The sequence below is a fragment of the Microbacterium sp. KR10-403 genome, assembly GCF_040196215.1.
Taxonomy (GTDB): Bacteria; Actinomycetota; Actinomycetes; order Actinomycetales; family Microbacteriaceae; genus Microbacterium.
On sequence record NZ_JBEGDC010000002.1, the window covers coordinates 370,685 to 396,881 of the forward strand.

Genomic DNA, 26,197 nt, shown 5'->3' on the forward strand with positions numbered 1-26,197 from the left:
CTGGAGAGGAGTACCGTGACCCTCATGTCCGACCCCATCGCGCCCACTCTGGAGGCGATAGCGCGCGGCCTCGATCAGACGACGGAGCAGCTGCAGACGACCCGCGATCGGCTCAACGAGCACATGCACGCGGCGGGGCTGTACTACACCGGAATGGACAAGCAGGTCGACGGGCTGCGCGACACGATCCGGTCGCAGCACCTGCTGGTGTCGGCCGACATCGCCGCGGCGAGGCGCGACATCACCACCATGGACGAACACGTCGCGCTGCTCACGGCGATGGCGACCGCGAACGCGAACCGTCTCGACGGGCACGACAAGCGGTTCGACGCGATCGAGACCAGGTTCGACGGCATCGAGATACGTCTCGACGCGCACGACAAACGATTCGACGCGATCGACATCAGGTTCGACGGCATCGAGATGCGTCTCGACGCCCACGACAAGCGGTTCGACAGGCTCGATGCGCGCCTCGACGGCATCGACGCACGGGTCGGGGCCCTGACCGACACATTTCTGCAGTTCCGCGACGACGTCGACAAGCGCTTCGCGGACGTCGACAAGCGGTTCGCAGACGTCGACAAGCGATTCGCAGACGTCGACAAGCGATTCGACGCGATCGAGAAGCGCCTGGACGCCCACGACAAGCGGTTCGACGCGATCGACGAGCGGCTCGACACGCTGACCGACGTGGTCCTGCAGATCCGCGACGCCGTGCTGCCGGGCCAGGGCTGACGCGGGCGCGGGGGCCGCGGCATCCCACCCATAGACTTGTCAGGTGAACAAGCCCCGTCTCTACTCAGGAATGCAGCCCTCCGCCGACTCGCTTCAGGCCGGCAACTACATCGGGGCGCTTCTGCAGTGGCGGAACCTGCAGCAGACCTATGACGCGTTCTTCTCGGTCGTCGACCTGCACGCGTTGACGCAGCCGAACAACCCGGCCGAGCTGCGCGAGAAGACGCGGCGCACCGCGGCGCAGTACATCGCCGCGGGGATCGAGCCGTCGAAGTCGACGCTGTACGTGCAGTCGCATGTGCCGGCCCACGCCGAGCTCGCCTGGATCCTCTCGACGCTCACCGGCTTCGGCGAGGCGAGCCGCATGACGCAGTTCAAGGACAAATCACAGCGGTACGGCCAGGACGGCACGACGGTCGGCCTCTTCACCTACCCGGTGCTGATGGCCGCCGACATCCTGCTCTACCAGACCGACATCGTGCCGGTCGGCGAAGACCAGAAGCAGCACGTCGAGCTGACCCGCGATCTCGCCGAACGGTTCAACGCGCGCTACGGCACTGCGTTCGAGGTGCCCGTGCCGGTCATCCAGAAAGACACCGCACGCATCTACGACCTGCAGAACCCGACCGCGAAGATGTCGAAGTCGGCGGCGACCGACGCCGGTGTGCTCTGGCTGCTGGACGAGCCGAGCAAGACGGCCAAGAAGATCATGCGGGCCGTCACCGACTCCGAGGGCGTCGTCCGCTACGACCGCGAGAACAAGCCCGGCGTCTCGAACCTGCTCGTGATCTACGCGGCCCTGACCGGCACGCAGATCCCGGCGATCGAGGACGAGTACGCGGGCCGCGGCTACGGCGACTTCAAGAAGGGCCTCGCCGAGGTCGTGGTGAACGAGTTCGGCCCGGTACGCGAGCGCGCGCTGGAGCTGCTCGCCGACCCGGCCGAGCTCGACCGCGTCCTGGGCGCCAACGCACAGCGCGCCGCCGAGGTCGCGAACCGCACGCTCGCCGACGTGTACGAGAAGGTGGGGCTGCTGCGCCGCGTCGTGCTCTGACGCGTCGCGCCGGTAGCCTTCTGTGATGCAACCGGTCACCCTGCGCACGCCGCGGCTCGAGCTCTCCCTGCCGACCTCCGACGATGCCGAGGCGATCACCGCAGCCGCGGCCGACCCCGAGGTGCCCCGCTGGACGACCCTGCCTTCGCCGTACACCCTCGACCACGCGCACGACTTCATCGCCCGTGCCGCGACCTGGACCGAAGAGGGCACGCAGCTGAACTGGGCCATCCGCTGCGACGGCGCGTGGGTCGGGATGATCGGCCTCGCGCACCTCGACCACGGCGGCGACGCGGAGATCGGGTACTGGATGGCCGCGGACGCCCGCGGCCGGGGATTCTTGACCGAGGCGGCCCGCGCCGTGATCGACTACGCCTTCGACGAGCTGGAACTCGCGCGCATCGAGTGGCGCGCGGTCGTCGGCAACATCCCCTCGGCGCGCGCCGCGCGCACACTCGGATTCCGCTACGAGGGGATGCTGCGCCAGGCGCTCTCCGATCCGCGCGGCCGTCACGACGGCTGGATCGCCGGTCTTCTGCGCGATGACGACCGCGCTTCCGTGGACTGGCCGGTGCTCTGAGCGGGGCTCTGAGCGGGGCTCTGAGCGCACGTCGGCGCCCCGTGGCAGGATGGGCGCATGCCCGAGATGCCGGAGGTGCAGGGACTCGTCGCGTTCCTCGATGAGCGGGTGACGGGGCTTAAGATCACCCGCACCTCGGTCGCGGCGATCGCCGCGTTGAAGACGTACGACCCTCCGATCGAGGCGCTGCGCGGAGCATCCATCACCGGTGTGACACGCCACGGGAAGTTCATCGACGTGTCGACGGATGCCGCGCACCTGGTGTTCCACCTGGCGAAGGCCGGCTGGCTGCGCTGGTACGACGCGCTGCCCTCGACGATCATCAAGCCCGGGCGCACGCCGATCGCCCTGCGCGTCGCGCTGTCCGACGGCTCGGGGTTCGATCTCACCGAGGCCGGCACCAAGAAGTCGCTGGCGGTGTACGTCGTGCGCGGGCCGGCCGACGTGCCCGGCATCGCGCGGCTCGGCCCCGATCCCCTCGACCCTGCGTTCACGCGTGACGCGTTCGCGGCGCTGCTGACCGGCCGGCGCACGCAGATCAAGGGACTGCTGCGCGATCAGGCGGTGATCGCGGGCATCGGCAACGCGTACTCCGACGAGATCCTGCACGTGGCGAAGATGTCGCCCTACGCGCTGGCGGCGCATCTCGACGACGAGGCGATCGACCGGCTGTACGCGGCCATGATCGAGACGCTGCGGGATGCCGTGGCCGCCGCATCCGGCAAGCCGCCGGCCGACCTCAAAGACGCGAAGCGCCGCGGCATGCGCGTGCACGGACGGCGGGGCGAAGCGTGCCCGGTCTGCGGCGACACCGTGCGCAGTGTCTTCTTCGCCGACAACAGCCTGGAGTACTGCCCCACCTGCCAGACCGGAGGCAAGCTGCTGGCCGACCGGCGCCTCTCGCGCCTACTCAAGTGATTTCGCCGAGGTCGCACGCATCTCGCCGAGGTCGCACGCATTGCGGCACCGGCACCATGCGACCCCGCGAGATCCGGTGCGACCTCGCGAGATCCGGTGCGACCTCGCGAGAATCGGTGCGACCTCGCGAGATCGCGCACGGACCGCGGTATCCTGGCCCGCCGGCAGCTCAGGCGTCGTGCGTGTCCATGAGCGTGCGGGCGTCGTCGTCGACCCAGTCCAGTGACTTGGTGACGGCCTTGCGCCACAGCCGGTAGCGGCGCTCGCGCTCGTCCTCATCCATGACGGGGTCGAAGCGGCGGCCTTCCTGCCACAGCGCCCGCAGTTCGTCGAACCCACTCCAGACCCCGGTCGCCAGGCCCGCTGCGTACGCGGCGCCCAGGGCTGTCGTCTCGACCACCTTCGGCCGCACCACCGGGATGCCCAGGATGTCGGCCTGGAACTGCATCAGCAGGTCGTCGCGCGTCATCCCGCCGTCCACCCGCAGGTCGGGCAGCGCCCGCCCGGTGTCGGCGACCACCGCATCGATCACATCGCGGGTCTGGAACGCCGTCGACTCCAGCGCGGCACGTGCGATGTGCGCCTTGTTGACGTAGCGGGTCAGCCCCACGAGCGCCCCGCGCGCGTCCGGCCGCCAGTACGGCGCGAACAGCCCCGAGAACGCCGGCACGAAGTACGCACCGCCGTTGTCGGCGACGGTCGCCGCCAGCGTCTCGACGTCTTCGGACCGCGCGATGATCCCCAGGTTGTCGCGCAGCCACTGCACGAGCGACCCGGTCACGGCGATCGACCCCTCGACCGCGAAGCGCGCCGGATCGTCGCCGCACCGGTACGCGACCGTCGTGATCAGGCCGTGCTCGCTGCGCACGATCTGCTCGCCGGTGTTCACGATGAGGAAGTTGCCGGTCCCGTAGGTGTTCTTCGACTCGCCCGCATCGAATGCCGCCTGACCGAAGGTCGCGGCCTGCTGGTCGCCGAGGATGCCGGCGATCGGGATGCCGCGGGCCACGGTAGGCAGCACCACCTCGCCGATGACCTGCGATGAGGAGCGGATCTCGGGCAGCATGGCACGGGGGATGTCCCACTCGGCCAGCAGCTCGTCCGACCAGTCGAGCGTGCGCAGATCCATCAGCAGCGTGCGGGACGCGTTCGTGACGTCGGTGACGTGGATGCCGCCGTTGCCACCGCCGGTGAGGTTCCAGATCACCCAGGTGTCGGGCGTGCCGAACAGTACATCGCCCGCCTCGGCCGCCTGCCGCGCGCCGGGGATGTGCCGCAGCATCCACGCGATCTTCGACGCCGAGAAGTAGGTCGCCAGCGGCAGTCCGGTCGCCTCGGCGAACCGCTGCGTGCCCGCCGGGTGCGCAGCCGCCAGCTCGTCGACGCGCTCCTGCGTGCGGGTGTCCTGCCAGACGATCGCATTGCCGATCGGCCGGCCGGTGCGACGGTCCCACAGGATCGCGGTCTCGCGCTGGTTCGTGATGCCGATGCCCGCGACATCCCGCGCCGAAAGGCGTGCGCGCGCCAGTGCGTGCGCGACGACCCACTGCGTGTTGGTCCAGATCTCGACCGGGTCGTGCTCGACCCAGCCCGCACGCGGGAAGATCTGCTCGTGCTCGCGCTGCGCCGAGGCGACGATCTGCCCGCCGGCGTCGAAGACGATGGCTCTCGTCGAGGTGGTGCCCTGGTCGATCGCCAGCACATGTGCGGCCACGGTGCCTCCTTGCAGTGGGTGGATGCTGTCGTGCCACGCTACCGCGCCGGCGCCGCCGTCCCGCCCCGGCAAGGATCCGCGGCGTGCACGGCGGCCACCGCACGATGCACCTCGGCGGCGGTCTCGGCCGCGGTCCACCCCAGCGTGTGGACGACGGCCGTGGCGACGGCCGCCGCGGTGTCGGGCGTCGCGCGGCCGGTGAAGGCGAGGTCCGTCCGCCGCATCAGCAGGTCATCGAGGTGGTGCACGGCCTCGGCACGGGCGAGATGCCGCATCTCCCCCGTGCTGAACTCCGGCGCCGAGGGCAGCGGCGCGTCGTCGGGGTCGGCGGCGACGGCGGCCGCGACATCCACCGCCACCGTGCCGTAGCGCGCCAGAAGCGTGCCCATGCGCGCGGCGCCCAGCCCCGGATCGTTGTCGGCGATCCACTGCTGGCGCGCGCGCTCGGTCGTGGGGTAGCCGCGCCCGCCGCCGATCGCGACACCGCGTGTGGTGCGGCGTCGCGGCCAGGCCAGGGCGGTCAGCACCCGGTCGGTGAGATGCTCGGCCGAGGCGCGGAACGTCGTCCACTTGCCGCCCACGAGGCTGAACATCACGACGTCGCCCGGCAGGCGCACCGACTCGATGCGGTAGTCGCGCGAGACGAATCCCGGCGCGAGGTCGCCGTGCCCCGGCAGGGGGCGCACGCCGGCGTAGCGGTAGACGATCTGCTCGCGCGAGACGGCGATGCCCGGCAGCACGTCGCCGATCAGGTCGAGGAAGTAGTCGACCTCCGCCTCGGTGCACACGATCGGCTCGGTCATGTCGTGCTCGAGGTCGGTGGTGCCCACCAGCACACGCCCGCGCAGCGGGTAGATCAGCACGATGCGCCCGTCGCTGTGCTCGAAGAACAGCTCGCGCCCGCCGGTGGCGGCCAGCAGCTCGGGATGGTCGAGCACGATGTGCGAGCCCTTCGTGCCGCACATGTAGCGCGTCGGCTCGTGCAGCGCCGCGTTGGTCAGGTCGGTCCACGGGCCGGTCGCGTTGACGACGACGGATGCCGCGAAGCGCACCTCACGGTCACCGCCTGTCTCGCGGAGCACGACGCGTCCGTCGTCCACGCCGACCGCGGACGTGTAGTTCGCCGCGCGGGCGCGCGCGGCGCTCTCTGTCGCGCGGTCGCCGGGGCCCGCGGCATCCACCCCCGCCGCACGATCGCCGGCCGCGGCATCCATCCCCGCCGCGACGCCGTCGCGGAGAAGGTCCAGGGCGAGGCGCTCGGGGTCGCGCAGCGAGGCGTCCCAGTACGTCGCCGTGTATTTCACGTCGGGGTTCAGCTCCGGCAGCGCACGCAGCGAGGCGCGCCGGCCGTGGAATGTGTGCCGCGGCACGCGCCCGCCACTGCGTGAGAACGAGTCGTAGATCTCGAGGCCGATCTTGATGAGGGCGGCTCCCCGCTCGTGCGGGCGCCCCTGGCCGTGCCGCAGAAAGCGCAGAGGCGCCGCGAGCACACCGGAGAAGGTCGAGAAGATCGGGATCGTCGTCTGCAGCGGCACGACGTAGTGCGGAGCGGTGCGCAGCAGCATGTTGCGCTCTGTGACGGCCTCGTGCACGAGGCGGAACTCACCGTTCTCGAGATAGCGGATGCCGCCGTGGATCATGTGGCTGGATGCCGCCGAGGCCCCGCTCGCGAAGTCGCCGCGCTCGACGAGCGCGACGTCGACGCCCTGCATCGCGAGGTCGCGGAACGTCGCGATGCCGTTCACGCCGCCGCCGATGACGAGCACGTCGGCGTACGGGCGAGCGGCGAGCGCGGCCAGACCGTCACGTGCGAGTGCGGCGTGCATGCGATCCCCTTCCCCGCCTCCAGGCTATGCGACGCATCCGACGTCCGGCGCCGCCGCGCCGCCGCGCCGCTCTCCCTCGCCCCCTCGCCGAACTCATATGAGTCCGTCCCATGCACGTCGAACTGCCGGCCGGTTTCATGTGCGTTGGACGGATTCATGTGAATCTGCCGTTTCGGGGGCGGGGCGAGACGGGGAGGCCGGGAATGCGACGGGATGCTGTGCGTTGGGTAGACTCGGAGCATCAACGTGCTCCGGGGTCGGTGAGAATCCGAACCGGCGGTGACAGTCCGCGAGACGCACAGCCCGTACGGGCCGCGTGTCTGATCCGGTGGAATTCCGGAACCGACGGTGATGCGATGGCAGGTCCGTCGCTAGTCCGGATGGGAGGCAGCACGCGCGCCGCGCTTTTCGCGCCGAGCCAGGGCACGCCTCCGGAGCCAGACAGCGAGGAGAGCGGATGCCGGTGACTCGGCCCGAGAGGGACGCGATGCGTCGCGCCTTCGCCCTCGCCCGCCGCGGCCCGCGCGGGATCAACCCGCAGGTGGGGGCCGTGATCCTCTCCCCCGCCGGCGAGATCATCGCCGAGGGCTGGCACCGCGGCGCCGGCACCCCGCACGCCGAGGTCGATGCCCTCTCGCAGCTGTCCGCCGATCAGGTGCGCGGCACCACCGTCGTGGTCACGCTCGAACCCTGCAACCACACCGGCCGCACCGGCCCATGCGCCCTCGCGCTCATCGAGGCCGGCGTCGCGCGCGTGGTGTTCAGCGCCGAAGACCCCGGCGTGCACTCGGGCGGCGGGGCCGCTCGGCTGCGCGCGGCGGGGGTGGATGTCGCTGCCGGCGTGCTCGCCGAAGAAGGCGTCGCGCTCATCGACGACTGGCTCGTCTCGGTGCGGCTGGGCCGCCCCTTCATCACCGTGAAGTGGGCGCAGAGCCTCGACGGCCGTGCCGCCGCGTCGGACGGCACGAGCCAGTGGATCACCGGGCCCGCCGCCCGCGCCGATGTGCACGAGCGGCGCGCGGACGCCGACGCGATCCTCGTCGGCACCGGCACCGTGCTGGCCGACGACCCCGCGCTCACCGCACGCCGCCCCGACGGCACGCTCTACGAGCACCAGCCGGTGCCGGTCGTGCTCGGCACGCGGGCGGTGCCGGAGGATGCCGCGATCCGGCGGCATCCCCATTCGCCGCTCTTCCACGACACGCTCGACGGCGCCATCGCCGAACTGCGCGAGCGCGGCATCCAGCGCCTGTTCGTCGAGGGCGGGCCGACCGTCGCCTCCGCCGTCATACAGGCGGGGCTGGCCGACGAAGTGCTCGCCTACATCGCGCCCGTGCTCATCGGCGGCGACCGTCTGGCCCTCACCGACATCGGCGTGGCCACCCTCGCCGACGCGCCGCGCCTGCGCATCGCCTCCGTCGAGAAGCTCGGCGACGACCTGCTGGTCATCGCGCGGCCGACGACGGGGCGTTCCGACGCCTCGGCGCCGCCTGCCGCCCGAGCACCGTACGACGAAGGCCGCTCAACGACCGACACGAAGGGATCGTGATGTTCACCGGAATCATCGAGGAGATCGGCGAGATCACCGCCGTCGAGGCGTCGGGTGACGGCATCCGTCTCACCGTCCACGCACCCACGGCCGTCTCCGACGCCGGGCACGGCGACTCCATCGCCGTGTCGGGCGTGTGCCTGACCGTGGTCGACCGCGGTGACGACTGGTTCACCGCCGATGTCATGAAGCAGACCCTCGACATGTCGACGCTCGACGGCGTCACCGCCGGGGGCCGGGTCAACATCGAGCGGGCCCTCGCCGCGCACGCCCGCCTGGGCGGACACATCGTGCAGGGGCACATCGACGGCACCGGCGAGGTCCTCGAGGTGCGCCCCGGCGACCAATGGCGCGTGCTGCGCATCGCGCTGCCGGCCGAGCTCGCCGACCTCGTCGTCGACAAAGGCTCGATCGCCGTCGACGGCGTTTCGCTGACGGTCAGCGCGGCCTCCCCCGCCGACGCCGCGCAGGCGTGGTTCGAGGTGTCGCTCATCCCCGAGACCCTCGTCGCCACGACCCTCGGCGAACGCGCGCCGGGCGAGCGCGTGAACCTCGAGACCGACATCCTCGCGCGCCATGTGCGACGTCTTCTGGCCTTCACCGGCACGGCCGGTGCGGCATCCACTTCCGAAGAAGGGAGGCTCGCATGAGCCTGTCCACCATCCCCGAGGCGCTGGAGAGCCTGCGCACCGGCCGCCCGGTGCTCGTCGCGGACGATGAGAACCGCGAGAACGAGGGCGACATCATCCTGTCGGCGCAGCTCGCCACACCCGAGTGGCTCGCCTGGACGATCCGCTACTCGAGCGGCTACCTGTGCGCACCGATGCCCGTCGAATGGGCCGAGCGCCTCGATCTGCCGCCGATGGTGGCCAACAACGAGGATTCACGCGGGACCGCGTACACGGTGAGCGTGGATGCCGCGGACCGGATCTCTACCGGGATCAGCGCCGCCGACCGCTCGCACACCCTGAACGTGCTGGCGAACCCCGACTCGAAGCCGTCGTCGGTGATCCGGCCCGGGCACGTCCTGCCCCTGCGCGCCGTCGACGGCGGCGTGCGCGAGCGCAGCGGCCACACCGAGGCCGCCGTCGAGCTGATGAAGCTCGCGGGTCTGGCGCCGGTCGGGGCGATCGGCGAGGTCGTCGCCGACGACGGCAGCATGATGCGCCTGCCGGGGCTGATCGAGATGGGCGAGCGCGAGGGCGTGCCGGTCATCACGATCGAGCAGCTCATCGCCTACCTCGACGAGCACCAGCCCCGCACCGAGCAGGTCGCCCATCGCCGCCGCGTGAGCCTGCGCGCCGAGGCGAACGTGCCCACCTCGCACGGGACGTTCCGCTTCCTCGCGTACAAGGACCGCACCACCGGCACCGACCACCTCGCCGTGGTCTCGGGCGACCTGGGCGCGATGGAGGCACCGCTCGTGCGCGTGCACTCCGAGTGCCTGACCGGCGAGGCCTTCGGATCACTGAAGTGCGAGTGCGGGCCGCAGCTGCAGGCGGCGCTCGACGCCATCGACGCCTCCGGCGGCGTGGTCGTCTACATGCGCGGGCACGAGGGCCGCGGCATCGGCCTGATCAACAAGCTGCGCGCCTACAGCCTGCAGGAGGGCGGTCTCGACACCGTCGACGCGAACCTGGCCCTCGGCTTTCCCGCCGATGCGCGCGACTACGCGGCGGCGGCCGGCATCCTCGCCGAGCTGGGCGTGCAGAAGGTGCGCCTGCTGACCAACAACACCGACAAGGTCGACCAGCTGCGTGCGCTCGGACTCGACATCGTCGAGCAGGTGCCGCTGCTGGTGGGCGTGGGGCCGAACAACCACCAGTACCTGCAGACCAAGCGGGACAAGATGGGCCACATCATCGACGCGGACGAGCTCGAGGAGGCCCTGCACGAGATGCAGGGCGCCGACGGCGACGGACAGCAAGAAGGAGCCACAGCGTGAGCGGAACCGGAGCGCCCCGCGAGGGTCAGCAGATCGACGGGCGCGGCGTGAACGTCGTCGTGATCGCCGGGACCTGGCATGAGACCATCACCGATGGCCTCATCGCCGGCGCGCAGCGCACGCTCGAGGCTGCCGGCGCCGCGCACACGCTCGTGCGCGTGCCGGGCTCGTTCGAACTCGCGCCGGCCGCCCAGGCCGCCTTCGCGGGCGGTGCCGATGCGGTCGTGGCGCTCGGTGTCATCATCCGCGGCGGCACCCCGCACTTCGAGTACGTGTCGCACGCGACGACCGACGGCCTGAACCGGGTGGCACTGGATGCCGGCAAGCCGGTCGGCTTCGGAGTGCTGACCCTCGACGACGAGCAGCAGGGCCTGGACCGTGCGGGGCTCGAGGACTCGCAGGAGGACAAGGGCGCCGAGGCCGCCGATGCGGCCGTGCGCATGGTCGCTGTGCTGAAGGAACTGCGCGCGCGCCGCTGAGTCGCGCGGGCCGCGGCGCCGCGCGGGCCGAGGTCGCACGGGATCTCGCGAGATCGCACCAGATCTCACGAGGTCGCACCGGCCCGCGGCATCCACCCCACGCGACCTCGCGAGAATACGTGCGACCTCGCCGAATCCCGTGCGACCTCGCGAAAACACGTGCGACCTCGCGAGGTCGCACGTGTTTTCGCGAGGTCGCACTCAGTGTGGCGGGGTGGGCTACGGCTTCCAGATCATGAGAAGCACGACGACCACCAGCAGCAGCGCCGAGATGCCGTTGCTCGCGGCGATCGCGCCGTAGCCGGCGGGCTTCGCCGCCTTCTCACCGCCGGAGGCCTCGGCCGCCTTGTTCATCTGCGGCACGACGAAGAACACGTTCAGCAGGAACGCGATCGCGTACAGGATGATCGACCACAGGATCCACGGCGTGGTCATGCTGAGGTTGTACTGCTCGGGCGCCAGCGACATCGCGCCGAAGCCGAAGATGAACGTCAGCAGCGACAGCCACGAGAAGACGGCAGTGGAACGGGCGAGGGTGTGCACCTGCCCGGCGTTGCCCGAGCGCAGCGCGCGCAGGCCGGTCATCGGAAGGATCGCCATCGGGCCGACGATGAAGACGGCGGTGCCGACGTGGAGGATGGTCATGACGGTGTCCATACCTCGAGCTTACGTCATACTGAAGGTCGGTCGTACCCGTCTCGCGGCACGTTAGGATGGAATCGACGCCGGCGAATCCGCCGGCGTTTCCGGTGATCCAGCGTCGGCCCGCCCGACGCGTCACCCCTGCGTCGGACGTCCCCCACCGGCACGTCCCACAAGGACCTCGCTCTTTATCTGTATAGGTCCTTTCTGCATGTCTGCTTCCGTCGCGACGACGGCACCGGCCAACCCGCGCTCGCGCGTGGTCCTGGCCAGCCTGGTCGGCACCACCATCGAGTTCTACGACTTCTACGCGTACGCCACCGCTGCCGTCCTCGTCTTCCCCATCCTGTTCTTTCCCACCGGCGACGACACCACCGCTCTGCTCGCCTCGTTCGGCGTCTTCGGCGCGGCGATGGTCGCCCGTCCGATCGGCGCCATGGTCTTCGGCCACTTCGGCGACCGATTCGGACGCAAGGCCACGCTCGTGGCATCCCTTCTCACGATGGGTATCGCCACCTTCCTCATCGGCTGTCTGCCCACCTACCAGTCGATCGGCTGGTGGGCCGCCCTCCTGCTGCTCCTGCTGCGACTCGCGCAGGGCTTCGCCCTCGGCGGTGAGTGGTCGGGCGCGGCGCTGGTCGCCACCGAGAACGCCCCCAAGGGCAAGCGCGCCTGGTACGGCACCTTCCCGCAGATGGGTGCGCCGCTCGGCTTCATCATCGCGAACACGATCTTCCTGATCATCAACGTCGCACTCCCCCACCCCGACGGCGCGCTGCAGCGTTCGGAGGCGTTCCTGTCGTGGGGCTGGCGCGTGCCGTTCTGGTTCTCGGCCGTCATGGTCATCATCGGCCTGTGGGTGCGGCTCAAGCTCGTCGAGTCGGAGTCGTTCACGAAGGCCGAGAAGAGGGGCGCGATCCGCAAGTTCCCGCTCGGTGAGACGCTGCGCCGGCACTGGAAGCAGCTCATCCTCGGCACGTTCATCATGCTGGCGACCTACGTGCTGTTCTATCTGATGACGAACTTCACGCTGTCGTACGGCACCAAGGCGACGCTTGAGGGGGCGAAGGCCGCCGCCGAGACCGCGGGGACCGCCTTCGACGCCGCGAGCTACGTGCCCGGCCTCGGCTTCGGGTACATCGATTTCGTGCTCATGCAGATCATCGGCGTGGTCTTCTTCGGCATCTTCACGCTGCTCGCCGGGCCCGTCGCCGACGCGGTCGGCCGCCGCAAGCTGCTGCTGTGGATCACCGGCGGCATCATCGTGTTCGGCCTCGTGTTCAACGTGTTCCTGCTACCGCAGGCCGATCCGAAGTTCACGGGAGCCCTCGTGCAGGCGTTCCTCATCTTCGGCTTCGCCCTGATGGGCGCCACATTCGGTCCGATGGGCGCTCTGCTGCCGGAACTGTTGCCGACCAACGTGCGCTACACCGGTTCGGCCGTCGCCTACAACGTGTCGTCGATCCTCGGCGCCGCGCTCGCGCCGATCATCGCGGTCGCCCTGTGGGCCGCCGCCGGTGGATCGCCGTGGCTCGTGGGCGTCTACCTCAGCGGCGCCGGAGTGCTCACGCTGATCGCCCTGCTCCTGTCGCGCGAGACGAAGGACGTCGACTACGACGACGCCGAGCTCGGGCTCGGCGAGACCGCTTCGCTCTGAGAGCTTCTTTCGAGGGGGATGCCGCGGGCCGCGGCATCCCCCCTTCGTCTTCCCTGCTTCATCCCGGCTGCCTGCGCCCTCGCCCGAGGCGAGGAGATCTGCCGGAGCGAGGAGCATTCCGCCCGATTCGGTACTCGCCTCTGCCAGTCCCCTCGCCCCAGGCGAGGGGCGCCCGTCCCGCACGGTGCGCTGAGACGCGCACCATGGCGCGACCTCGCGAGAAAGGGCGCGACCTCGCGAGAAAGGGTGCGACCTCGCGAAAAAGGGTGCGACCTCGCGAAAAAGGGTGCGACCTCGCGAAAACCCGTGCGATCTCGCGAACGGGCGGGCAGTGGATGCCGCGGGCCGCGGCATCCACCTCAGTCCAGGAACAGGGCGCGCAGGCGCTTGGTCGTGAAGACGAGGCCGACCGCGATCATCACCACGTAGTACAAGATGTGCCAGAGCATCGCGCCGGTGATCACACCGGTCGTCAGGCCCCGGATGAGCTCGACCCCGTGCCAGAGCGGGAAGGCCATGATGACCGACTGGATCCACTGCGGGTAGATGTCGATCGGGTACAGCGTCGCCGAGAAGAGGAACATCGGCAGCAGCACGATGTTGATCCAGTCCATGTGCTGGAACGTCTTCATGTAGCTGGTGACGGCCATGCCCAGGCTCGCGAACCCGAACGCCACGAGCAGCACCGCCGGCAGCGCGAGGATCGCCGTGGGCGCCAGGTTGAGCCCGAACGCCTGCATGATGATCATGAACCCGCAGGCATAGAGCAGCCCGCGAAGCAGCGCGTACAGGATCTCGCCCAGCGCCACATCGAGCGGGCCCAGCGACGTCGCGAGCATGCCCTCATAGAGCTTGCCGTAGTTCAGTTTGAAGAAGACGTTCCACGTCGAGTCGTAGATCGCGCCGTTCATCGCCGACACCGCCAGCAGCGCCGGCGCGATGAACGCCGCGTACGGCACCGAGACTCCCGCGGCCACCTGCACGTCGCCGACCAGCCCGCCCAGACCGATGCCCATCGACGCGAGGTAGAACACGGGCTCGAAGAACCCGGAGAGGATCACGACCCAGCTCGACGAGCGCGCCGCGATCAGCCCGCGCTGCACGACCGCCCACGGGTTGCCCGACCACAGCGCCCGCACGCCGCCGCGGCGCCGGGTGGTGTCGACCTCGTCGATGACCGCGGTCATTTCGCGAGCCTCCGGGTGAAGATGCGGCCGGCCATCAGGTAGCCGCCGACCGTGAGCACGAGCAGATACGCCAGGTGCACGGCGAGCATCCCGCCGTTCACGGGCACGCCGAAACTCGCCATGCGCCCCAGTTCGGTCGCGTGCCACAGGGGTGAGATCCATCCGATCCACTGCAGCCAGATCGGCAGGTTCGTGAGCGGGAAGAACGTTCCTGAGAACAGGAACATCGGCATGAACACGAACCGCTGCACCAGCGCGAATTGGCCCGTGTCTTCTTCGAGCGACGCGGCGTACGCCAGCAGCGGCATCCCGAATGCCCATCCGGCCAGCAGTCCGACGAACACCGACAGCCACGCGGTCGCCGGGGCGGGTACGGTCACCACCGGCAGCACCGCACCGAAACCCCAGATGAACAGGTAGTACGCGGCCGCGGCGAAGAACATGCGGGCGGATGCCGCGAACACGACGCCGTTCGCGATCTGCGGCGATCTCAGCGGCGAGGCGTTGAAGCCGTAGAAGTACCTGCGCCACTTGAAACCGGCCATGACCGGATACGTGAACTCTTCGCTGGCGACGGCGATCGTCGCGGTCATCAGCAGCGAAGGCGCGACGAACACCAGGTACGAGACATGCCCGCCGCCGGCGGTCGGGATCTCCTGCTGGATGAGGGCCGCCAGGCCGATCGCCAGGCCGAACAGGTAGACCAGCGGCTGCCCGAGCGCGCCGACGACGATCGTCCAGCCGTAGGCGCGCATGGCGCGCAGCATGTGCTCGGCCGCGTACCACGAGCCGTACCGACGGGGCTTGCGGCCGCCGGCGAGCGCCTCGGCGCGCAGCTCGTCGAGCGAGGGGTGGGCAGTCTCCGGCCCGGGGCGCACGTCCGTCATTCGATCAGCGACCTTCCGGTCAGCCGCAGGAAGACGTCCTCGAGGCTCGACCGGCGCACAAGGCTCGTGATCGGCTCGAGCCCGGCGGCGACCACCCGGTCGAGCGCCGCTTCGCCGTCGGACGCGTAGATGAGGATGCGGTCGGGCAGCACCTCGACGCGGTTGCCGATGCCCGCCAACTGCGGAGCCACCTGCTCGTTGCGACTCGACCCGAACCGCAGCTCGAGCACCTCGCGACTGGAGTGCTCGCGGATCAGCGACGACGGGGTGCCCTGCGCCATGATGCGGCCCTTGTCGACCACGATGAGGCGGTCGCACAGCTGCTCGGCCTCGTCCATGTAGTGCGTGGTGAGCACGAGGGTCGTGCCCCGCTCCTTGAGGCGGAACAGACGGTCCCACAGGATGTGCCGCGCCTGCGGGTCGAGCCCGGTCGTCGGCTCGTCGAGCAGCAGGATGCGCGGGTCGTTGATGAGCCCGCGCGCGATCGTGAGGCGCCGCTTCATGCCGCCGGAGAGCTGGTCGACCTTGCTCTTGGCCTTGTCTTCGAGCTGGGCGAAGGCCAGCAGCTCCTCCGCCTTGCGCGCGCATTCACGCCCGGGCATGCCGAAGTAGCGCCCGTACACGTAGAGGTTCTCGCGGGCGTTGAGCTCGCCGTCGAGGTTGTCGTCCTGCGGAACGACGCCCAGCCGCGAGCGGATCTCGGGGCCGTAGCGATTCGGGTCGAGCCCGAGGATCTCGAGGTCGCCCGACGTGCGCGTCGACACGGCCCCGACCATCTTCATGGTCGTCGACTTGCCGGCGCCGTTGGGGCCCAGGAGGCCGAACGACTCCCCCGGCGCGACCTCGAAGCTGAGGTCGTCGACGGCCCGGAAATCGGGCTTTCCCTTGACCTTGTAGGTCTTCACGAGGTTCGCGGCTCGGATCACATCGGCGGGCACCGGACCACTCTAACCGCGGCATCCGACACCCGGAATGACTCACTATGACGGAAGGGATGCCGCGCGCGAGCGCCCCAGGTTAGCATCGGCCGGTGAGCATTCCCCCGTATCGCGCCGACATCGTCGGCAGCTTCCTCCGTCCCGCCGCCCTCAAAGACGCCCGCGCCCGCCACACCGACGGATCCCTCGACGACGAGGGGCTCCGCCAGGTCGAGGACGAGCTGATCGCCGACCTCGTGCAGAAGGAGCACGACAACGGCCTGAAGGTCGCCACCGACGGCGAGTTCCGCCGCTCGTGGTGGCACTTCGACTTCTTCGGTGGCCTCGACGGCGTCGACATCGTCGCGCTCGACCACGGCATCCAGTTCCAGGGTGTGCAGACCAAGACCCGCGGTGTCGCCGTCGACGGCCCGATCCGGTTCAGCCCGCAGCATCCCTTCCTCGATCACTTCCGGTCGATCAAGGAGCTCGCCGCACGCACGGGCGCGACCCCCAAGTTCACGATCCCCTCGCCGACCGTGCTCGACTTCCGCCTCGAGCCCGACCACATCGGCGGCGGCTACGACGGGCGCGACGCGATCGTCGACGACCTCGTGCGGGCCTACCGCGACGCCATCGCCGCGTTCTACGACGCCGGCGCCCGGTACCTGCAGCTCGACGACACCGCCTGGGCGTACCTGTGCAGCCAGGTCGAGCTCGACAAGGCCGCCGCGCGCGGCATCGACACCGACGGCATCGCCGAGCGCTACGCCGATATCCTGAGCCGCGTGCTCGCCGACAAGCCCGACGACCTGGTCGTGACGACCCACGTGTGCCGCGGCAACTTCCGCTCGACGTGGATCTCGTCGGGCGGCTACGAGCCGGTCGCCGAGCAGCTGCTGGGCGCCGTGCCGTACGACGGGTACTTCCTCGAGTACGACAGCGACCGCGCCGGCGGTTTCGAGCCCCTCCGTTACCTACCGAAGGGCGACAAGACCGTCGTGCTGGGCCTGGTGACCACGAAGTCGGGCGAGCTGGAGAACCCCGACGACATCAAGCGCCGCATCGATGAGGCGACGGCCTTCGCGCCGCTCGAGCAGCTGGCCCTGAGCCCGCAGTGCGGCTTCGCCTCGACCGAAGAGGGCAACGAGCTCTCCGAAGACCAGCAGTGGGCGAAGATCCGCTCGGTCGTCGACATCGCCGCCGACGTCTGGGGCTGATCAGGCGTTCATGTCGGCCGCTGCGGGAGGGGTGGATGCTGCGCGGTAGCGCAGCCCGTCCAGCAGCAGCGCGACCATCTGCCGTGCGCGGTCTTCCGCACCGGGCGTGCAGAGGTTGGCGACCGTGCCGAGCAGATCGATCGCCGCAACGCCGCCGGGGATGACCCCGGCGGCTTCGGCGTTCTGCAGCAGCGTCTGCAGCACCGGGCCCAGCCGCTCTTCGAAGTAGGTCGCCAGCGGGCTGTAGGCGGGGTCACCGGAATGCAGCGCCGCGGCCAGCCCCTGCTTGGTCGCCACGAAGTCGATGTACCGATCGAGCCACAGCTCAAGCGCCCGATCGGGTTCGTGCGTGGCCGACAGCCGCGGCCCCTCTTGGGCGCACGCGTCGATCTCGCGGCGGAACACGGCCGAAATCAGGTCGGACCGCAGGGGGAAGTGCCGGTACAGCGTAGCCGTGCCCACGCCTGCCCGCGCGGCGATCGCGCGCACCCCGACGTCGACGCCGGTGCGAGCGAACTCCTCTTTGGCGGCGGCCAGAAGCGCATCGATGTTCCGCTGTGCGTCGGCGCGCGGCATCCATCCCCCTTGCTAAGTGGAACACTGTCCCATATAGTCGTCCATACCGGGACGTTGTCCCGGATAATCCCATGCTACGGCATCCCCGCGATGCCAGAGGAGGACGCGACATGCAGTACCGAGCACTCGGCCGCACCGGCATCACCGTGAGCAACTTCAGTCTCGGCGCCATGATGTTCGGCGCCCAGGGCAACCCCGACCATGACGAGGCGACCCGCATCATCCACCGCGCACTCGACGCCGGCATCAATGTCATCGACACCGCCGACATGTACTCGCACGGCGAGTCGGAGGAGATCGTGGGCGCCGCCCTACGTAGCCGGCGCGACGACGTGGTGCTGGCGACCAAGTTCAGCAATCCGATGGGTGACGATCCGAATCGCGCAGGCGCCTCACGCCGCTGGATCATCACCGCGGTGGAGGACTCGCTGCGCCGGCTGCAGACCGACCACATCGACCTCTACCAGTTGCATCGGCCCGACCCCGACACCGACATCGAGGAGACCCTCTCCGCCCTGTCGGATCTGATCCACAGCGGCAAGGTGCGCGCCATCGGCTCGTCGACGATGCCGGCGTCGCAGATTGTCGAAGCGCAGTGGGTCTCTGAGCGGTGCGGACTCGAGCGGCTGCGCACCGAGCAGCCGACCTACTCGCTGCTGACCCGCGGCATCGAGAACGAGGTGCTCCCGGTCGCGCAGCGCTATGGGATGGGGATCATGGTGTGGAGCCCGCTGGCCGGCGGCATGCTCACCGGCCGGGTGCGTCGCGGGCGGCCCACCGACCTGCGCCGCGCGGCGATGTTCCGCTACCTGGGCGACGAGCGCGCCATCGACGCGGTGGAGGCGCTGATCCCCGTCGCGGAAGAGGCCGGCCTGCCGCTCACGCACCTGGCACTCGCGTTCGTCACCGCGCATCCGGGTGTCAGCTCGGCGATCATCGGACCGCGCACGATGGCGCAGCTCGATGATCTGCTGGCCGCCGCCGACGTCACCCTCGACGACGCGACCCTCGACCGGATCGACGAGATCGTGCCGCCGGGCGTGGACGTCAACCACCTCGACATGGCCTACCGCACGCCCCCGATCCTGCACGCCGAGCTGCGCCGACGCGCGGTCGAGGAGCGCGCCGCTTGAGAGCGAGCCGCAGGCCGGCCGACACGCGCGCGGTGGGCCGGCCCGCGGCATCCATCCCGCCACTGGCCGGGGCTAAGCTGACGTCGTCCTCACAGAGATGTCAGGGAGTGATCAGATGACCGGCAACACCGAGTACGACCCGAGCGAGCTGCAGCGGGTTTTCGAGAGCACTTTCACCTGGGCCGCGGCCTTCGCGCGCAACACGCACCGGTACGCCCGCCGCCCCGCTCTCACCGATCCGCCGACCGGCCGCTCATGGACCTACGCCGAGCTCGGCCAGGTCACGGGGCGTCTCGTCGAGGGCCTGCGCGCACAGGGCGTGGGCGTGGGCGACATCATCTGCTACGAGCTGAAGAACACACCCGAGTTCGCCTTCCTGTACATCGCCGCGCAGGGGCTGCGGGCGGTGAGCTCGCCGATGAACTTCCGTCTCGCGCCGGCCGAGACCGCGCACATCCTCGACACCGTGAAACCCACGGTGTACATCTATGACGGAGAGGATGCCGCCGCCACCGCCACGGCGTTGGAGATCGCCGCGCACCGGCCGCGCATCGTCGCGGCCGTCGGCGGCGAGATCATCGAGGGCGCGATCTCTTTCGACGACCTGTTCGCGGCGGACGCGGCACCGTTCCACGCGCCCGACGGCGCCAGCACCTGGGACGAGACCAGCCGCCTCTACACGAGCGGCACCACGGGCATGCCCAAAGCTGTGCCGCTGACGAGCCTCAACGAGATGCTCACAGCGCACGACGTGACCATGCACTTCCCGCTCGGGCCGACCGACAAGACCATGAACATGTCGCCCTGGTTCCACCGCGGCGGCAACTACTGCGCGGGGCCCAACACGGCGTTCTTCGTCGGGGCCGAGGTCGTGACGCTCCCCCAGTTCGATGCCGAGGTCGTGCTCGACGCGGTCGAGGAATACCGCCTGACGTACGTCATCGGCGCGCCCACGAATCTCGAGCGCCTCGCCGACGCGCAGGAAGCCCGGCCCCGCGACCTGTCGAGCCTGCGCGGCATCGTGACGATGGGCGCCCCGCTCAGCCACGACGCGGCGCTGCGCTACCAGCGCGTGCTCACGCCCCGCATCGCCAACGGCTACGGCACGACCGAGGCGTTCTGGAACACCTACCTGCGGCCCGACGACCTTCCCGGGGCGGCCGGCGCCGCGGGGCGCGCGTGCCTGGACGACGACGTCGCGGTGGTCCGCGTGCAGGACGAGCGGGTCTCCGAACCCGACGAGCACGCCGCGAAGGACGGCACCGAGGTCGGCGAGGTCATCATGCGCTCCACGAAGTCGGGGTACGCGTACCTCGGCAACCCCGAGGAGCAGAGGGCGAAGTTCCGGGGCGGCTGGGTGTACCCCGGCGACCTTGCCACCTGGGACGAGGACGAGATCGTCACCATCGTCGGCCGCAAGGACGACATGATCATCTCCGGCGGCGAGAACGTGCACCCCGTGCAGGTCGAAGAGGTGCTCGCCGGGCACGAGGGCGTCGCCGACTCGATCGTCGTGGGTCTCCCCGACGCGCAGTGGGGCGAGCTCGTGGTGGCGTACGTGCAGCCGAGGGACGGACAGCTGGGGGATGCCGCGGCCGCCGCCGCGGAGCTCGACGCGTTCCTGCGCGCCAGCGTGCATCTCGCCGACTACAAGCGGCCGAGGCGCTATGCGTTCGTCACCGAGCTGCCCTACACGGCGACCGGCAAGAAGCAGCACTTCAAGCTCAAGGCTCAGGCATCCGCCGACGCCGAGGCCGGGCGGTTCGTGACGCCCGGGCGGTGAGCGGCCGCTCCGCGCGCGAGTCGGGCCCGCGGGCGCGGATGCGGGCGCTGAGATGGCGCTGATGCGCGCGCGGAGTTGGCGCGGACCCGCGCCCACAGATCTGTCGCTGATGCGCGCGCTCGGGCGGGAGAACGTGCACGAGCGACAGATCTGCTGAGGTGGGGCGTGCGACCTCGCGAAAAGGCGTGCGACCTCGCGGAGCGCGCGGAGCGCGGAGCGGAGCGGAGAGAGCGAACGGAGCGGAACCAGCGGGGGTCAGTGGCCCTCGAGGGCGCGGCGGTCGATCTCCTCCTGGTTCTCGACGAACGGGGTGCCATGGGTGTGGAAGGTCGCGACGGTCTTCATGCCCCACGCCTGGCCCTTCGCGCGCTCGGCCTGGCTCCACTCGACGACGGGCCAGTCGGGGTCGAGCAGCAGACGCGCCTGCGCGTTGGCGAACTCGATGCGGTTGCCGCCCGGCTCCCACACGTACAGGAAGAACGTCTGGTTGATCGCGTGCTTGTACGGCCCGTACTCGATGTAGATGCCGTTCTCGAGGCAGATGTCGGCGGCCTTGAGGATGTCCTCGCGGTTGTCGGGCGCGAACGCGAAGTGGTGGAACCTGCCGCGCTCCCCCGTCCAGTCCTCGGAGTACACGACGTCGTACGACTTCTGGTGGAACCGGAACCAGCGCGCCGAGAAGTGCCCGTCGTCCATCCGCACGCGCTCCGACTCGCGCGCCATCATGACGTCCTGCCAGAAGTCGCCGGCGGCGTGCGCATCGGCGGCGAGGTAGTTGATGTGGTCCATCCGCCGGGTGTTGATGCCCCTACCGGGGAACGCCGCGGCCTGGTTCTTCAGCGCCGGGCGGTCTTCGTCGTCGGGCACGTAGTGCTCGGTGTCGTAGTAGATCGCCAGCAGGTGCCCGTCGGGGTCCTCGAACTCGTACGACCGGCCGACGCCGACCTCGGGGTCGCGCCAGCCGTGCCCGAGGCCCGACTTCTCGATCGCCGAGACCCGGCGGGCCAGCGCGTCTTCGCTCGTCGCGCGCACGAGCGTGCGCCCGACGCCGTTCGTGTCGGACGCCGTCAGCTTCAGCGTGTAGCGCTGGTACTCGTCCCAGCACCGGAGGTACGCGGAGTCGCCGACCCGCTCCACCTCGCGCATCGCGCAGATGTCGCGGAAGAAGTGCAGACTCTCCTCGAACTTGGGGGTGAACAGCTCGATCGCGCCGAGGTGCGCGAGATCGAAGTTCTCCTGATGTGCCATGGCGGGGTCCTCCTTGACGTGGGCGGTCACAGACGCGGGCGCGCGAAGACGCGCCCGTCGAAGAGCTTGCGGGCGGTGCGCAGAGAGGTGGATGCCGCGCGCCAGACTCCATCGACATCCTGCCCCACCTCGACCCGGGCCGTGAAGGCGCCGGCGGGATGCTCGAGCACGGTGTCGTCGCCGTCGCCGAGGCGGGCGAGAGCCGAGCCGACGGCGCCGGGAATGCGGATGCCGGCGGCCACCGACGCGGCCATGAGCACCCCGATCGCGGTGTGCACGCGATGCGGGATGAACGCGCGGGTCGTGATCGCGCCGCCGTCGCGCGGCGGCGAGAGCAGGAGCATCTTCGGCACCGACTGGTCGGCGACCTCGCCCAGGCCGAACAGGGGTCCGGCGGCCAGCCGCACGCGTTCGACCTCCGCGCGCAGCGCCGCGTTCTCCTCCAGATCGGCGGGCGTCTCGGTGCCGGTGACGCCGAAGTCCGCGGCATCCATCAACACCACCGGCATGCCGTTGTCGACCAGCGTCACCCGGTGCCCGGCCACCGTGTCGGCGACGTCGCCGGTGGGCAGCAGCGGGCCGGAGCCGGCCAGTCGCAGGTCGATGGGGCATGCCGTTCCGGGCACCCCGTCGATCTGCGCATCGCCGTCGTAGTCGGGACGACCGCCCACGACCGCGAAGGATGCCGTGGCCACATCTCCGGTGTTGATCAGCCGGATCCGCACCGTGGCGCGATCGCCCGACACCGTGATCAGCCCGCGCTCCAGCGCGAACGGCCCGACCGCGGCCAGCAGGTTTCCGCACGTCTGCCGGTCGCTGACCTGCGGCGCGTCGACGGCCACCTGCAGGAACAGATAGTCCAGGTCGATGCCCTCTTCGGCCGAGCGCGACACGACGGCGACCTTGCTGGTCAGCGGGTGCGCCCCGCCGATCCCGTCGATCTGGGCCGGGTCGGGGCTGCCCATGATGCGCAGCATGAGCGGGTCGCGCTCCGCGGGGTCGGCGGGCACGTCATCGGCGAGGAAGAACGCGCCCTTCGAGGTGCCGCCGCGCATCAGCATGCACGGCAGGCCGTCGCGGACCGGGTCAGCGGGCATCGTATTCCTGTTGCGTCATATAGACGATGCCGAGCTCGGCGACGCTCGGGCGCAGTCCCTTGCGATCCAAGCTCAGCTGGCCGCCCGCGTAGGCGGCGCGGTCGGCCTCCTCCTTCGCGAAGCGCGCGTCGGCGGCCGCCAGCGCCTCGTCGGCCTCGCCGCGCGGCACGCATAGCACGCCGTCGTCGTCGGCGACCACGATGTCACCGGGGCGGATGACCACCCCGCCCACCACGACGGGCACGTTCACCGATCCGGGAGTGTTCTTCACCGTGCCCTGCGCGTTCACCGCCGCCGCCCACACCGGAAAGCCCAGGGCCCGCAGCTCGGACGTGTCGCGCACCCCGGTCGTCGTGACCAGGCCCCGCACGCCGCGCGCGTGCAGCGCGGTCGCGAACAGCTCGCCGAACGCGCCGTCGGTCGACGGCGACGTCGTCGCCACAACCAGCAGGTCGCCGGCGCGGCACTGCTCGACAGCGACGTGGATCATCAGGTTGTCACCGGGGTGGCTGAGCACCGTGACCGCGGAGCCCGCGACCCGCACGTCCCGCTGGACGGGCCGCAGCGCCGGGCCGACGAGGCCGGTGCGCCCCATCGCCTCGTGCACGGTCGCGACCCCGTGGACCGCGAGGGCGTCGACGGTCGCGGCATCCGCCCGCTCGATGTCGGTGACGACCACAGGCCCCGCGCTCATGCCAGAACCCCGGTCACCTGCGGGTAATAGCGCACGTACGCCTCGCCCATCGTCTCGTGCGGCAGGCCGAGGTTCGGGCCCGCGTTGCGCTTGACCTGCACCCCGCGGCGCACCGCGAGATCGGTGTAGTACGACCACATGTGCTTCTGCGCCGGCAGGCACTCCATCGCCGCGCGCTTGCGGGGAAAGGCCTCGGTGATGTCCAGCAGCACGTCCGGGCGGAAGTCGCACTGCTCGGGCTGGTGCGGCTCGAAGAAGAACACCGGCGGAGCGCCGATGATGTCGTCCTGGGACGGGTACGATCCGTCGGCGTTCGCCACCCCGATCGCCTGCGCCAGCACGCGCGCCTGCAGCGCCATGCGCGCCGCGGCCGGGTGGTCGCCGTTGTACGGGTCGACGAGTGTATGCGTGAGCACGACCGTCGGCTGCACGCGCCGGTACACGTCCACGAGCTGCGCGACCGCCTCGTCGCTCTCGCGCAGCGGGTAGTCGCCCTGGTCGAGGAACTCGATGTCGGCACCGAGGGCGGATGCCGCGGCCTCCGCCTCCGCGCGACGCACGGCCTTGATCTCGTCCAGCGGCTTGCCGGCCAGCCACTGGCTCGCCGACTCGCCGCGCTCGCCGTACGACAGGCACACCACCGTCGCCCGCTCTCCGCGCAGGGCCGCCGCGGCGATCGCGCCGCCCGCCCGCCACACGAAGTCGCCCGCATGGGCACTGACCACCAGAAGGGAAGGGACGCTCTCAGCCATGAGACTCCTCGATGTGCGCGGCGCGGTGCCGTGTGGACCTGTCCCTCCCAGACAAGCACAACGGACGACATTGGTCAAGAAATTGTCTACAATTTTGGCGAAGCCAACTTCACTATGGACATAGGCATCACTCCTTCGTAGGATCGGCACTGGCCCGCGATGGCGCCGGGTCAGGCCCGAGGTCGAAGGAGACACGATGGCAGACAACCTGCAGCAGCTGCTCGACGAGAACGGCGACGTCGTCGAGATGCTCCGCAACTCGCAGCTGGGCACTTACATCTACCCGGTGGTGCCCGCCGAGTTCACGAACTGGCGACGCGAGCAGAAGGCATGGCGGGAGACGGCCGTGCTCTACGACCAGACCCACCACATGGTGAACTTCTTCGTCTCCGGCCCCGACGCGTTGCGCCTGCTCAGCGATACGGGGATCAACTCGTTCGCGAACTTCCCCGTCGACACGGCCAAGCAGTTCGTGCCGGTCTCGTCGACCGGCGGGGTCATCGGCGACGGCATCCTCTTCCACGAAGCCGACGACGAATACGTCTATGTCGGACGCAACCCCGTCGCCAACTGGCTGCAGTTCCACGCCGAGACCGGCGACTACGACCTGGAGTTCCGCTACGACGACCGCTCGCCGTCACGCCCCTACGGGCAGGCCGTGCATCGCGACTACTGCCGCTTCCAGATCCAGGGACCGGCGGCGTGGCAGATCATCGAGAAGCTCGCCGGCGGCCCCGTCGAGCAGGTGAAGTTCTTCCGCATGGGACACATGAGCATCGCCGGCCACCCCGTTCGCACCCTGCGCCACGGCATGGCGGGCGCCCCGGGTCTCGAACTGTGGGGACCCTACGCCGAGCACGGGGCCATCCGCGACGCGATCCTGGACGCCGGCGCCGAGTTCGGCATCGAGCCGTGCGGCGCACGTGCGTACTCGTCGAACACGCTCGAGTCGGGGTGGATCCCCTCGCCGCTGCCGGCGATCTACACCGGCGGCGACATCGAGCGCCGCTTCCGCGAGTGGCTGCCGGCGAACGGCTACGAGGCGATCAACGCCCTGGCGGGATCCTTCGTCTCGGACGACATCGAGGACTACTACCTCAACCCGTGGGACCTCGGCTACGGCTCGTTCGTGAAGTTCGACCACGACTTCATCGGACGCGACGCGCTCGCCGCGCTCGACCCCGAGCAGCAGCGCAAGAAGGTCACGCTCGCCTGGAACGACGAGGACCTCACGAAGATCCTCGCCTCGGTCATCGATCGCACCGGCCCCGGCTACCAGTTCTTCGACATCCCGAACGCGAACTACGGGTCGAGCAACTACGACGCCGTGATCGACGCGGCCGGCGACACCGTGGGACTCTCGCTGTTCACCGGCGTGACCGCGAACGAGAGACGCGGCCTCTCACTGGCCACCGTCGCACGCGACGTGCCCCTCGGCGCCGAGGTGCGCGTGGTGTGGGGCGAGCCCGACGGCGGCACGCGCAAGACCACGGTCGAACCGCACGAGCAGATCGCCGTCCGCGCCGTCGTCAGCCCCGCCCCCTACGCCGAGACCGCCCGCACCGAGTACCACGGCGGGTGGCGCACGGGCGGTACCGCGTAGG

Annotated in this window: 24 protein-coding genes and 1 riboswitch; of the genes, 13 read left to right on the top strand and 11 right to left on the bottom strand. The window is 70.1% G+C overall.

The window, feature by feature from the left end; all coding sequences use genetic code 11:
• Positions 1 to 24 precede the first annotated feature (24 nt).
• The 4 genes from ABMQ42_RS05380 to ABMQ42_RS05395 are packed head-to-tail and all read left to right on the top strand — an operon-like array spanning position 25 to position 3,287.
• Positions 25 to 735, top strand: coding sequence for a hypothetical protein (locus ABMQ42_RS05380; protein WP_349721824.1), 711 nt, complete (start codon positions 25 to 27; stop codon positions 733 to 735).
• Between the two features lie 43 nt (positions 736 to 778).
• Positions 779 to 1,789 carry a tryptophan--tRNA ligase gene (gene trpS / locus ABMQ42_RS05385; RefSeq protein WP_349721825.1) on the top strand — a complete coding sequence of 337 codons (1,011 nt, stop codon included), beginning with the start codon at positions 779 to 781 and terminating at the stop codon, positions 1,787 to 1,789.
• Positions 1,790 to 1,814: 25 nt separating this feature from the next.
• Complete coding sequence (locus ABMQ42_RS05390) at positions 1,815 to 2,369, top strand: GNAT family N-acetyltransferase (protein ID WP_349721826.1); 555 nt, start codon at positions 1,815 to 1,817, stop codon at positions 2,367 to 2,369.
• A 57-nt stretch (positions 2,370 to 2,426) separates the two neighbouring features.
• On the top strand, positions 2,427 to 3,287 hold the full coding sequence (locus tag ABMQ42_RS05395) for an Fpg/Nei family DNA glycosylase (RefSeq protein ID WP_349721827.1): 861 nt from the start codon (positions 2,427 to 2,429) through the stop codon (positions 3,285 to 3,287).
• Between the two features lie 169 nt (positions 3,288 to 3,456).
• Here ABMQ42_RS05395 and glpK read toward each other — a convergent pair whose 3' ends face one another.
• The gene (gene glpK, locus ABMQ42_RS05400) at positions 3,457 to 5,001 is read right to left on the bottom strand and encodes a glycerol kinase GlpK (RefSeq protein ID WP_349721828.1); all 1,545 of its coding nucleotides are present in this window, start codon (positions 4,999 to 5,001) and stop codon (positions 3,457 to 3,459) included.
• A gap of 38 nt (positions 5,002 to 5,039) precedes the next feature.
• The gene (locus ABMQ42_RS05405) at positions 5,040 to 6,827 is read right to left on the bottom strand and encodes a glycerol-3-phosphate dehydrogenase/oxidase (protein WP_349721829.1); all 1,788 of its coding nucleotides are present in this window, start codon (positions 6,825 to 6,827) and stop codon (positions 5,040 to 5,042) included.
• 243 nt (positions 6,828 to 7,070) lie between these two features.
• A riboswitch (FMN riboswitch) is annotated at positions 7,071 to 7,224 on the top strand.
• 60 nt (positions 7,225 to 7,284) lie between these two features.
• Here ABMQ42_RS05405 and ribD point away from each other — a divergent pair.
• From ribD to ribH, 4 genes are read left to right on the top strand one after another with little or no spacing between them, the layout of a single operon-like run.
• Complete coding sequence (ribD, locus tag ABMQ42_RS05410) at positions 7,285 to 8,376, top strand: bifunctional diaminohydroxyphosphoribosylaminopyrimidine deaminase/5-amino-6-(5-phosphoribosylamino)uracil reductase RibD (RefSeq protein WP_349721830.1); 1,092 nt, start codon at positions 7,285 to 7,287, stop codon at positions 8,374 to 8,376.
• Complete coding sequence (locus ABMQ42_RS05415) at positions 8,376 to 9,026, top strand: riboflavin synthase (RefSeq protein WP_349722089.1); 651 nt, start codon at positions 8,376 to 8,378, stop codon at positions 9,024 to 9,026. Before ribD ends, ABMQ42_RS05415 begins: the two co-directional genes overlap by 1 nt.
• Positions 9,023 to 10,321 carry a GTP cyclohydrolase II gene (gene ribA, locus ABMQ42_RS05420; protein WP_349721831.1) on the top strand — a complete coding sequence of 433 codons (1,299 nt, stop codon included), beginning with the start codon at positions 9,023 to 9,025 and terminating at the stop codon, positions 10,319 to 10,321. Before ABMQ42_RS05415 ends, ribA begins: the two co-directional genes overlap by 4 nt.
• Positions 10,318 to 10,800 (top strand): 6,7-dimethyl-8-ribityllumazine synthase, encoded by a 483-nt coding sequence (ribH, locus tag ABMQ42_RS05425; RefSeq protein ID WP_349721832.1) that lies wholly within the window; start codon positions 10,318 to 10,320, stop codon positions 10,798 to 10,800. Before ribA ends, ribH begins: the two co-directional genes overlap by 4 nt.
• A gap of 219 nt (positions 10,801 to 11,019) precedes the next feature.
• On the opposite strand, the gene ABMQ42_RS05430 is transcribed toward ribH, so the two are convergent.
• Positions 11,020 to 11,457 carry a DUF2269 family protein gene (locus tag ABMQ42_RS05430; RefSeq protein ID WP_349721833.1) on the bottom strand — a complete coding sequence of 146 codons (438 nt, stop codon included), beginning with the start codon at positions 11,455 to 11,457 and terminating at the stop codon, positions 11,020 to 11,022.
• A gap of 196 nt (positions 11,458 to 11,653) precedes the next feature.
• On the opposite strand from ABMQ42_RS05430, the gene ABMQ42_RS05435 reads away from it, so the two are divergent.
• The gene (locus ABMQ42_RS05435) at positions 11,654 to 13,099 is read left to right on the top strand and encodes an MFS transporter (RefSeq protein WP_349721834.1); all 1,446 of its coding nucleotides are present in this window, start codon (positions 11,654 to 11,656) and stop codon (positions 13,097 to 13,099) included.
• Between the two features lie 359 nt (positions 13,100 to 13,458).
• Here ABMQ42_RS05435 and ABMQ42_RS05440 read toward each other — a convergent pair whose 3' ends face one another.
• From ABMQ42_RS05440 to ABMQ42_RS05450, 3 genes are read right to left on the bottom strand one after another with little or no spacing between them, the layout of a single operon-like run.
• Positions 13,459 to 14,286, bottom strand: coding sequence for an ABC transporter permease (locus ABMQ42_RS05440; RefSeq protein WP_349721835.1), 828 nt, complete (start codon positions 14,284 to 14,286; stop codon positions 13,459 to 13,461).
• On the bottom strand, positions 14,283 to 15,173 hold the full coding sequence (locus ABMQ42_RS05445) for an ABC transporter permease (RefSeq protein WP_349721836.1): 891 nt from the start codon (positions 15,171 to 15,173) through the stop codon (positions 14,283 to 14,285). Before ABMQ42_RS05445 ends, ABMQ42_RS05440 begins: the two co-directional genes overlap by 4 nt.
• The gene (locus ABMQ42_RS05450) at positions 15,170 to 16,111 is read right to left on the bottom strand and encodes an ABC transporter ATP-binding protein (protein ID WP_349721837.1); all 942 of its coding nucleotides are present in this window, start codon (positions 16,109 to 16,111) and stop codon (positions 15,170 to 15,172) included. The genes ABMQ42_RS05445 and ABMQ42_RS05450 overlap by 4 nt, the downstream gene beginning before the upstream one ends.
• Positions 16,112 to 16,203: 92 nt before the next feature.
• On the opposite strand from ABMQ42_RS05450, the gene ABMQ42_RS05455 reads away from it, so the two are divergent.
• Entirely contained in the window at positions 16,204 to 17,310 is a 1,107-nt protein-coding gene (locus ABMQ42_RS05455) for a 5-methyltetrahydropteroyltriglutamate--homocysteine S-methyltransferase (protein WP_349721838.1), read from the top strand.
• Here ABMQ42_RS05455 and ABMQ42_RS05460 read toward each other — a convergent pair whose 3' ends face one another.
• Positions 17,311 to 17,886 (bottom strand): TetR/AcrR family transcriptional regulator, encoded by a 576-nt coding sequence (locus ABMQ42_RS05460; RefSeq protein WP_349721839.1) that lies wholly within the window; start codon positions 17,884 to 17,886, stop codon positions 17,311 to 17,313.
• Between the two features lie 110 nt (positions 17,887 to 17,996).
• On the opposite strand from ABMQ42_RS05460, the gene ABMQ42_RS05465 reads away from it, so the two are divergent.
• Entirely contained in the window at positions 17,997 to 19,019 is a 1,023-nt protein-coding gene (locus ABMQ42_RS05465) for an aldo/keto reductase (protein ID WP_349721840.1), read from the top strand.
• A 115-nt stretch (positions 19,020 to 19,134) separates the two neighbouring features.
• The gene (locus ABMQ42_RS05470; protein WP_349721841.1) at positions 19,135 to 20,802 is read left to right on the top strand and encodes a class I adenylate-forming enzyme family protein; all 1,668 of its coding nucleotides are present in this window, start codon (positions 19,135 to 19,137) and stop codon (positions 20,800 to 20,802) included.
• Positions 20,803 to 21,057: 255 nt separating this feature from the next.
• On the opposite strand, the gene ABMQ42_RS05475 is transcribed toward ABMQ42_RS05470, so the two are convergent.
• From ABMQ42_RS05475 to ABMQ42_RS05490, 4 genes are read right to left on the bottom strand one after another with little or no spacing between them, the layout of a single operon-like run.
• Entirely contained in the window at positions 21,058 to 22,050 is a 993-nt protein-coding gene (locus ABMQ42_RS05475) for a VOC family protein (RefSeq protein WP_349721842.1), read from the bottom strand.
• A 26-nt stretch (positions 22,051 to 22,076) separates the two neighbouring features.
• On the bottom strand, positions 22,077 to 23,147 hold the full coding sequence (locus ABMQ42_RS05480; RefSeq protein ID WP_349721843.1) for a PrpF domain-containing protein: 1,071 nt from the start codon (positions 23,145 to 23,147) through the stop codon (positions 22,077 to 22,079).
• A complete protein-coding gene (locus ABMQ42_RS05485) occupies positions 23,137 to 23,841 on the bottom strand; it encodes a 4-carboxy-4-hydroxy-2-oxoadipate aldolase/oxaloacetate decarboxylase (RefSeq protein WP_349721844.1) in 705 nt (234 codons plus the stop codon). The genes ABMQ42_RS05480 and ABMQ42_RS05485 overlap by 11 nt, the downstream gene beginning before the upstream one ends.
• Positions 23,838 to 24,593: a PIG-L deacetylase family protein gene (locus tag ABMQ42_RS05490; RefSeq protein WP_349721845.1), complete on the bottom strand. Its 756-nt coding sequence runs from the start codon at positions 24,591 to 24,593 to the stop codon at positions 23,838 to 23,840. Before ABMQ42_RS05490 ends, ABMQ42_RS05485 begins: the two co-directional genes overlap by 4 nt.
• A gap of 196 nt (positions 24,594 to 24,789) precedes the next feature.
• On the opposite strand from ABMQ42_RS05490, the gene ligM reads away from it, so the two are divergent.
• Positions 24,790 to 26,196, top strand: coding sequence for a vanillate/3-O-methylgallate O-demethylase (gene ligM, locus ABMQ42_RS05495; protein ID WP_349721846.1), 1,407 nt, complete (start codon positions 24,790 to 24,792; stop codon positions 26,194 to 26,196).
• Position 26,197 lies beyond the last annotated feature (1 nt).

What these genes read in the sequence shown, in the direction of transcription:
- ABMQ42_RS05445 (WP_349721836.1), bottom strand. Translation starts at nt 15,173, where the DNA reads ATGACGGACGTGCGCCCCGGGCCGGAGACTGCCCACCCCTCGCTCGAC.
- ABMQ42_RS05465 (WP_349721840.1), top strand. Translation starts at nt 17,997, where the DNA reads ATGCAGTACCGAGCACTCGGCCGCACCGGCATCACCGTGAGCAACTTC.
- ABMQ42_RS05485 (WP_349721844.1), bottom strand. Translation starts at nt 23,841, where the DNA reads ATGAGCGCGGGGCCTGTGGTCGTCACCGACATCGAGCGGGCGGATGCC.
- ABMQ42_RS05475 (WP_349721842.1), bottom strand. Translation starts at nt 22,050, where the DNA reads ATGGCACATCAGGAGAACTTCGATCTCGCGCACCTCGGCGCGATCGAG.
- ABMQ42_RS05395 (WP_349721827.1), top strand. Translation starts at nt 2,427, where the DNA reads ATGCCCGAGATGCCGGAGGTGCAGGGACTCGTCGCGTTCCTCGATGAG.
- ABMQ42_RS05460 (WP_349721839.1), bottom strand. Translation starts at nt 17,886, where the DNA reads ATGCCGCGCGCCGACGCACAGCGGAACATCGATGCGCTTCTGGCCGCC.
- ABMQ42_RS05390 (WP_349721826.1), top strand. Translation starts at nt 1,815, where the DNA reads ATGCAACCGGTCACCCTGCGCACGCCGCGGCTCGAGCTCTCCCTGCCG.
- ABMQ42_RS05405 (WP_349721829.1), bottom strand. Translation starts at nt 6,827, where the DNA reads ATGCACGCCGCACTCGCACGTGACGGTCTGGCCGCGCTCGCCGCTCGC.
- ABMQ42_RS05430 (WP_349721833.1), bottom strand. Translation starts at nt 11,457, where the DNA reads ATGGACACCGTCATGACCATCCTCCACGTCGGCACCGCCGTCTTCATC.
- ABMQ42_RS05480 (WP_349721843.1), bottom strand. Translation starts at nt 23,147, where the DNA reads ATGCCCGCTGACCCGGTCCGCGACGGCCTGCCGTGCATGCTGATGCGC.
- ligM (WP_349721846.1), top strand. Translation starts at nt 24,790, where the DNA reads ATGGCAGACAACCTGCAGCAGCTGCTCGACGAGAACGGCGACGTCGTC.
- ribD (WP_349721830.1), top strand. Translation starts at nt 7,285, where the DNA reads ATGCCGGTGACTCGGCCCGAGAGGGACGCGATGCGTCGCGCCTTCGCC.
- ABMQ42_RS05490 (WP_349721845.1), bottom strand. Translation starts at nt 24,593, where the DNA reads ATGGCTGAGAGCGTCCCTTCCCTTCTGGTGGTCAGTGCCCATGCGGGC.
- ABMQ42_RS05435 (WP_349721834.1), top strand. Translation starts at nt 11,654, where the DNA reads ATGTCTGCTTCCGTCGCGACGACGGCACCGGCCAACCCGCGCTCGCGC.
- ABMQ42_RS05415 (WP_349722089.1), top strand. Translation starts at nt 8,376, where the DNA reads ATGTTCACCGGAATCATCGAGGAGATCGGCGAGATCACCGCCGTCGAG.
- ribA (WP_349721831.1), top strand. Translation starts at nt 9,023, where the DNA reads ATGAGCCTGTCCACCATCCCCGAGGCGCTGGAGAGCCTGCGCACCGGC.
- ABMQ42_RS05440 (WP_349721835.1), bottom strand. Translation starts at nt 14,286, where the DNA reads ATGACCGCGGTCATCGACGAGGTCGACACCACCCGGCGCCGCGGCGGC.
- ABMQ42_RS05470 (WP_349721841.1), top strand. Translation starts at nt 19,135, where the DNA reads ATGACCGGCAACACCGAGTACGACCCGAGCGAGCTGCAGCGGGTTTTC.
- ABMQ42_RS05380 (WP_349721824.1), top strand. Translation starts at nt 25, where the DNA reads ATGTCCGACCCCATCGCGCCCACTCTGGAGGCGATAGCGCGCGGCCTC.